The 6,934-nt window shown below is 73.6% G+C and carries 7 protein-coding genes; 3 read left to right on the top strand and 4 right to left on the bottom strand.

The features are described 5' to 3' along the window. Positions 1-248: 248 nt before the first annotated feature. The gene (locus AB0G74_RS33955; protein WP_361154482.1) at positions 249-914 is read right to left on the bottom strand and encodes a DUF998 domain-containing protein; all 666 of its coding nucleotides are present in this window, start codon (positions 912-914) and stop codon (positions 249-251) included. A 203-nt stretch (positions 915-1,117) separates the two neighbouring features. On the opposite strand from AB0G74_RS33955, the gene AB0G74_RS33950 reads away from it, so the two are divergent. Continuing rightward, positions 1,118-1,447, top strand: a complete 330-nt coding sequence (locus AB0G74_RS33950) for a YciI family protein (protein ID WP_361154480.1) — start codon at positions 1,118-1,120, stop codon at positions 1,445-1,447. Between the two features lie 74 nt (positions 1,448-1,521). Further along, a complete protein-coding gene (locus tag AB0G74_RS33945) occupies positions 1,522-3,546 on the top strand; it encodes an RNA polymerase sigma factor (protein ID WP_361154478.1) in 2,025 nt (674 codons plus the stop codon). 192 nt (positions 3,547-3,738) lie between these two features. Here the strand turns inward: AB0G74_RS33945 and AB0G74_RS33940 are convergent, their stop codons facing one another. The 3 genes from AB0G74_RS33940 to AB0G74_RS33930 form a co-directional block, all read right to left on the bottom strand. Then, on the bottom strand, positions 3,739-4,137 hold the full coding sequence (locus AB0G74_RS33940; RefSeq protein ID WP_361154475.1) for a peptidase inhibitor family I36 protein: 399 nt from the start codon (positions 4,135-4,137) through the stop codon (positions 3,739-3,741). Between the two features lie 200 nt (positions 4,138-4,337). Beyond that, positions 4,338-5,492, bottom strand: a complete 1,155-nt coding sequence (locus AB0G74_RS33935) for a cation:proton antiporter (protein WP_361154472.1) — start codon at positions 5,490-5,492, stop codon at positions 4,338-4,340. 248 nt (positions 5,493-5,740) lie between these two features. Further along, positions 5,741-6,136 (bottom strand): nuclear transport factor 2 family protein, encoded by a 396-nt coding sequence (locus tag AB0G74_RS33930; RefSeq protein WP_361154469.1) that lies wholly within the window; start codon positions 6,134-6,136, stop codon positions 5,741-5,743. Between the two features lie 318 nt (positions 6,137-6,454). On the opposite strand from AB0G74_RS33930, the gene AB0G74_RS33925 reads away from it, so the two are divergent. After that, entirely contained in the window at positions 6,455-6,649 is a 195-nt protein-coding gene (locus AB0G74_RS33925) for a hypothetical protein (RefSeq protein ID WP_358823567.1), read from the top strand. Positions 6,650-6,934: the final 285 nt, after the last annotated feature.

Here is a 6,934-nt window from a genome sequence, read left to right as displayed (position 1 = left end):
GCCAGGTGCCCAGGGGCGCTGGGGTCCCCCCATTGCCGAAGGCATAGGGGGCGGAACTGCGCGACCAGCCACGCACGGTCCGCGGACCGGCGGCGGGCGCGACCCGGCAGACGCGACCGCCCCTGGAGCGACGGCAATCCGCCGTAGGCGGTGCTACGGAGTCCCGGCCTCACACCGCCCGTGGCTGGTCGCGCGGTTCCCCGCGCCCCTGAGGTCTCCGGTTCAGCCCCCTGGGCTTGCCGCAGGCGCTACGCGGCGCGGGGCGCGAGGGGGGTGAGGGACGTGGAGAGCCAGAGCATCGCCGGGATCGAGCCCGACGCCAGGACCAGGGAGCCCGCCGGAGCGCCGCTCAGCGCCCAGACGTTCGCGGCGAGCAGGCCCGTACCGGCGACCCGGGACACCACGGCCGCCGTACGCCGCCCCGCCCGGGAGTACCGCCCGGCCAGGACGTAGTTCGCGGCGATCACCGTGCCGAAGACCACCGCCCCGGCGGCCAGATGCGCCGCGCCCGCCGCCGAGAGGGACTCCGGCGGCCCGGCCGGGGTCCCGGCGAAGCCGTCCGCCGGGTCGGTCACGAAGATTCCGCCCGCGATCAGGCCGAGCCCGTAGACCAGGAACAGCCGGGGCAGCCCGGTCCCGCCCGGCGTACCGCGCAGGGTCCGCCGCAGCCCGGCGGCGCCCGCGAGCGCCAGCACTCCCGCGACCACGAAGTTGGTGATCTGGAGCCAGCCGAGCGGGCCGTTGCTCAGCATGCTCAGCGGATGCCGGACCGGGTCGAAGCCGTCCCGGGTGGCGGCCTGGGCCAGGGAGACCGCGGCCCACAGCGGCCCGGCGGCGGCGCCGGCGGCCAGCAGGGCCCGGGTGGGCACCGCGTAGGAGGGGGACGCGGGGGAGTGGACGCTCGTGGTGGCCATGGGAGGGGTTCCTTCTGCCGAAGTGGTGCCGGATGTCCGCGGAACCGGCCGCCGGGGCCCGCCTCCGCTCTCACCGCTCCGTCGAAGGGGCCGTACGACAGGGAATGCCGCCATTCCCTGTCGCATAGGCTCTTCGACGTCCGGTCGGGAGCACGGCGGATCCACGCCGGGCCCGACACCACCCGAGTGAGAGCGAGAGCGCGATGCGATACCTGATGACGACCCGGGTCACGGACACCACCTCCGCCCCCGACGAGCGGCTCTTCGCCGAGATGGCGGCCTTCGTGGAGGAGCTGACGGCGTCCGGTGTGCTGCTGGCCACCGGCGGTCTGGCGCCCGAGGGCGTCCGCCTCACCTCGTCCGGCGACGAGATCACCGTCATCGACGGGCCCTTCACGGAGGCCAAGGAGGCCGTCGCGGGCTTCGCCCTGGTCGAGGTCCGCAGCAAGGAGGAGGCGGTCGAACTGGGCCGCAGGTTCCGCCGGATCGTCGGTGACGGCGAGAGCGTGATCCAGCAGGTCTTCGGCGGCTGACCACGAACCGCGGTACGGGCGGCCGGGGACCCCGGCCGCCGGCGGCGGACGACGGAGAGACGGAGCGTGACCCGGTGACGGTGACGGACGTCCACGCCGCGGTCGGCGCGGTCTGGAAGGCGGAGTCCGCCCGGATCGTCGCCGGGCTCACCCGGCTGGTCCACGATGTCGGCCTGGCCGAGGAGTTGGCCCAGGACGCCCTGGTGGCGGCCCTGGAACGCTGGCCCGATTCGGGCGTCCCGGAGAATCCGGGCGCCTGGCTCACGGCCGTCGCCCGACGCCGCGCCGTCGACACCATCCGCCGCGCCCGGAACCTGGAGGAGAAGCAGGGGCGGCTCGCCCACGAGGCCCGGGAGCGGCAGCGCGAGGACATCACCGCTCCGGACACTCCCGTCCCGGGCGACGACAACGGCGGCGAGGACGGCCGGGACGACGTCCTGCGGCTGATGTTCCTCACCTGCCACCCCCTGCTCCCCGCCCCGGCCCGGGTCGCCCTCACGCTCCGGCTCGTCGGCGGACTGACCAGCGCCGAGATCGCCCGCGCCTTCCTCACCACCGAGACCGTGATCGCCCGCCGGGTCGCCGACGCCAAACGCGCCGTCGCCGAGGCGGGCGTCCCGTTCGAACTGCCGCCGGACGGCGAGCTGACCGAACGCCTCGCCGCCGTCCTGGAGGTCGTCTATCTGATCTTCAACGAGGGGTACGCGGCCACCGCGGGCGACGATCTGCTGCGCCCCGGGCTCACCCTGGAGGCGCTCAGGATCGGCCGGCTGCTGGCCCGGCTCGCCCCCGCCGAACCCGAGGTCCACGGGCTGGTCGCCCTGATGGAGATCCAGGAGTCCCGGGCCGGCGCCAGGACCGGGCCGTCGGGGGAGCCCGTACCCCTGCACGAACAGAACCGGGGCCGCTGGGACCCGCTGCTGATCCGCCGGGGTTTCGCCGCGATGCTCCGGGCCCGCGACGCAGCCGGGACCCGCGATACGCCGCCGGGGCCGTACGTCCTCCAGGCCGCGATCGCCGTCACCCACGCCCAGGCGCCGACCGCCGCCGCCACCGACTGGCCCGGGATCGCCGGGCTGTACGACAGCCTGGTCCGGCTGCTGCCCACACCGGTCGTCCGGCTCAACCGGGCCGTCGCCGTCGGCCGCGCCCGGGGGCCCGCGGCCGGGCTCGCCCTCGTCGACGAACTCGCCGCCGACCCGGCCCTGCGCGACTACCACCTGCTGCCGGGGGTACGCGGTGATCTGCTGGCCCGGCTCGGCCGGTACGGGGAGGCCCGGCTGGAGTTCGAACGCGCCGCCGCACTGACCGCCAATACCGCCGAACGGGCCTTCCTGCGCCGCCGCGCCGACGCCGCCGCGCTCGCCGACGTCCACACCGGGCCGCCCGGAGCCGGGCGGGCCACCGATCCGGGCCCGGCACTCGGCCCGGCCGCCGACGCCTTCCTGGCCCGGGACGGACTCGACCCGGCGAGTGTCCGTTCGTACACCCAGACCCTGAACCGGCTGCGCCGCGCCCTCGGCGACGGGTATCCACTGGACTCGCTCACCGCCGGGACCGTCGCCCGGGTCTTCGACACCGCCTGGTCGACGGCCGCGCCCGCCACCTGGAACCGGCACCGCTCGGCGTTCCGCTCCTTCGCCGCCTGGCTGCCGCTGGACCAGGCGGTCGCCGAAGGTCCGCCCCGGCGGGCCGGAGCGCCCGCCCCGGTCCGCCCGATCCCCGCCGCCGGGCTCGAAGCGCTCTGGTCCCGTACCGGCATCGCGCCGCGCGAACGGGTCCTGTGGCGACTGCTGTACGAATCGGGGGCGCCGGTCACCGCCGTGCTCGCCCTCGACGTGGCGGACCTCGACCTCGACGACCGCCGGGCCCGGTCGGGGCGGCACCGGATCGCCTGGCGGGCCGGGACCGCCCGGCTGCTGCCCGAGCTGATCGGGGACCGTACCGAAGGTCCCCTCTTCCGTACGCTCCGCCGGTCCGGGGGCGCGCCCGCCCGGCTCAGCTACGAGCGGGCCGAGTACCTCTTCAAACAGGCGACCCGGGCGCTGGACCCGGACGGCGAGGGCTGGACCCTGCGCAGACTGGCCCGCTCGGAATGACCCCCGGCCCCGGCCCCGGCCCGGCCCGGCGCGGCCCGGCGCGGCGGTGGTGGAGGCCCCGGCCGGGGTACGGCTCCGGGAACGCCGAAGGGGCCGGGCCGTCTCCGGCCCGGCCCCTCACCGGCAGCCCTCAGCACCTCCTCCACGGCGTCCGGTGTCCCGTGCCACGACGCGCCACGGCCGGAGTCCGGCTCAGCACTGCACGGACGACGCCTGGTCGTTCTCGCTGGGGAGGACGTTCACGCGGTAGCCGTTGTACTGGACGTGGCGGTCGCCGCCCCGGTAGGCGTGCACCCACCAGTTGCAGGTGACACCGGAGTCGTTGGACCACGACGACATCTGATCGTTGAAGCCGTAGTCCCCGAGGTAGCCGATGTAGTCACCGGCCTTGATCGCGATGCCACCCCCCGTGTAGTTGACATCGCGGTACAGACAGAGGCTGTTCGATGGGCAGTTGGACCCCGAGAAGTGCACCGGGGCCGCGGCGACCGGGGCGGACGGCGCGGCCGGGGCCGCGGCGGTGGCGGTCGGCGCGGCGGCGAGCCCCGCCGTCAGTGCTGCGGCGGCGGCGAGCAGGGCGATACGGCGCATGGAAACCTCCTGGTTCGCGGTGGAGTGCCGGGCTTTTTCGGCACCGGGGAAACGATGTCCATGTCCCGAATCCCCCAACCCCGGCGGTCACCCGGATGGCCCGGGCGTACGGGAGTGCGGGGGGTGCCGCCGTACATGACGGAGCGCGGCGGTCCCCCGGGGGGTGACCGCCGCGCTCCGTACCGCTGTTGACCGGGGGGCTATGCCACCCCGGCGGGCTCGCGGGACGGCATGATCCGGGCGAGCAGCCCGGAGCGGCCCGCCGCCAGCGGGCCGAGGACCGCCAGGATCAGCACATAGCCCGCGATGAACGGGGAGAGCCGGTCGTCGAGTCCGGCGCCCGCTGCCATGGTGGCGAGGATCAGGGCGAACTCCCCGCGCGCCAGCAGGGTCGTGGAGATGTTCGCGGCCGGGCCGGGCCCGAAGTCGTACATCCGCGCGGCGGCTATGCCCGCCAGGACGTTCATCGCCAGCGTCACCGCGACCGCGGCCAGTACCGGCCAGAGCACGACCGGCAGATCGCCCGGGTCGATGGAGAGGCCGAAGGCGAAGAAGAAGATCGCGCCGAAGGCGTCCCGGAGCGGATGGACCAGCTTGCGGATCCGGTCGCCGGAGGTGGTGCTGCCGAGCATCAGGCCGACCATGAACGCGCCGATGGCGTCCGCGACCCCGAACCACTCGGAGACCCCGGCGAGGAAGACGGCGGCACCGAGGAAGGAGATGACGAGCAGTTCGTCGTCCTTGGTGTTGATGAGCCGTCCCACGACCCGGGTGCCGAACCTGGCCGCCAGCGCCAGCAGCAGCAGGAAGCCGAACGCCTTCCCGGCGTCCATCACGGCGGCCGAGAGGCTGTCGGCGCCGGAGAGTATCGGCTGGAGCGCGGCGAGGTAGAGGGCGAGGAAGATGTCCTCGACCACGATGATGCCGAGGATCGGTTTGGTCTCGGGGTTGCCGATCCGCCCGAGGTCGACCAGGACCTTCGTCACGATCGCGGACGAGGAGATGCCGAGGACACCGGCGAGTACCAGCGCCTCCGAGGTGCCCCAGCCCAGGGCGAAGCCGAAGCCTAGCCCGGCGCCGACGTTCAGCAGGAGGTAGGCGCCTCCGGCCATCGCCATCCGCCGCCCGCCGGCCTTGAGGTCGTCGAGGTGGAACTCCAGACCGAGGTAGAAGAGCAGGAGCACCAGGCCGAGGGCGGAGAGCATCTCCAGGTCGTGCGGGTCGGAGACCAGGACGAAGCCGGGGGTGTGAGGACCGAGCAGGATTCCGGCCAGGATGAAGAGGGGAATCGTGGGCAGCCCTATCCGGCCGCCGAGCCGGGCGAGGAAGGCGGCGGCCAGGAAGGCGCCGCCCATGGCGATGAGGGTGTCTGCGTGTCCGATGGCTCAATCCTTCGCGGTTGAGTCGGCCGCCGGATGACGGGGACGGGGCGGCCGACTGGGGACGAGTCAAAAGGGCGTCAAGGAACCGTCAGTAATTAGTTTACCAAATGATTGATGTTCGCAACTAAGTACGTTCGTAGTGCCCCGGACTCTGCTACGGCGCCGCCCTGTTGACCCGCCCCCGCCCTCGTGAGGGCGGCCCCCGATGACGCCGCGCAGGGTCAGGGCGCGGACCGGGTACGGCTGAAGACATGCGCCTCCCGCATTCGGCCGTCCGGGTCGAACCGCCCGAAGAAGCCGACGTCGCTGATGGTGTCGCCCTTACGGCCCGTGGTGCGCAGGGTGTACCGGGCGGTCAGCAGATCCCCCCGGGCCAGGGCGTCGTGCACCTCCACCCGCGTACCGGCGGCGTTCCTGCGGACCGGGCGCAGATGGGCGGCCAGCTTCTCCCGGTCGATCCGGTTGCCGTCGACGTACTGGACGAAGCCCGGCGCGTGGAACCGGTCCACGATTGCGCCGGGATCGTCGTCGGTGTCGAGGATCTGCCGGGTGAACTCCGTGTAGAAGTCGGCGATGAACCGCCCCGGGTCGTCCCCGAACGGGGTGGCGCTGGTCATGATCGGTCTCCTTCCGGCCGGGGCCGCCCCTCCGGCGGCCCTCGTCCGGCGGACGCTAGGCAGCCACCAGAACATTGACAAGACTGTCAGATTTAATCTCGGGTCCACTCCGCCGCCGGGACCTCGGGTCCCGGCGGCGGACCCGTGGGCCGGTGGGTCGGCGGACCGATGGATTCCGCTGAGGGACGAATCATGGGCTTCCCGGCATACATCGCGTTCCCGGTGGCACGATCCCCGGCAGGTGCGGGCGGGGGCGCGCCATCGGGAACGGCCCCGCCTCCGGGTCCGCGAGACGGAACGACCGAGAGTGTGAACACCGTGGCCATTTCTTTGTCCCTGGTCCTGCTGATGGGCATCGTCCTCGTTCTGCTGATCCGCTCGGGATCGCTCAAAACGGGACCGGCCGTCGCGGCCGTCCTCTTCGGCTTCTTCCTCGCCTCGTCGGGCGTCGCCCCCGATATCCGCAGATTCCTCGACTCGCTGGCCGACGGCATCAGCGGCATCACCTTCTGAACCGGCTCGTTCGCCCCCGCCGCTCGTACTCGCGGGCGCTTCGGGGGGCGCCCGGCGCCCGCCCCGGCGCACCGGGAGCGCGCCGGGGCGCCCCGGCGCCATACCGCAGACCAGCGCAGACCAGCGCAGACCAACGCCGACCAACGCGCAGAGGCCCGTGGCCGGTTCGTAAACCGGCCCCCGGCCTCCGTGGTGGGGCGGGCGACGGGAATCGAACCAGATCGGAAGAGCGTCGGGGGGGGGAAGAGTGTACGTACACGCGTGTAGATCTCGGTGGTGGCCGTA

The organism is Streptomyces sp. NPDC020875, assembly GCF_040641415.1.
GTDB lineage: Bacteria > Actinomycetota > Actinomycetes > Streptomycetales > Streptomycetaceae > Streptomyces.
Note: the sequence above shows the minus strand (reverse complement) of the source record. Positions and strands in the feature narration are given on the sequence as shown.

Bases quoted from the DNA above. Each gene is read 5' to 3' on its own strand.
- AB0G74_RS33935 (WP_361154472.1), bottom strand. From the start codon at position 5,492: ATGGGCGGCGCCTTCCTGGCCGCCGCCTTCCTCGCCCGGCTCGGCGGC.
- AB0G74_RS33940 (WP_361154475.1), bottom strand. From the start codon at position 4,137: ATGCGCCGTATCGCCCTGCTCGCCGCCGCCGCAGCACTGACGGCGGGG.
- AB0G74_RS33930 (WP_361154469.1), bottom strand. From the start codon at position 6,136: ATGACCAGCGCCACCCCGTTCGGGGACGACCCGGGGCGGTTCATCGCC.
- AB0G74_RS33955 (WP_361154482.1), bottom strand. From the start codon at position 914: ATGGCCACCACGAGCGTCCACTCCCCCGCGTCCCCCTCCTACGCGGTG.
- AB0G74_RS33950 (WP_361154480.1), top strand. From the start codon at position 1,118: ATGCGATACCTGATGACGACCCGGGTCACGGACACCACCTCCGCCCCC.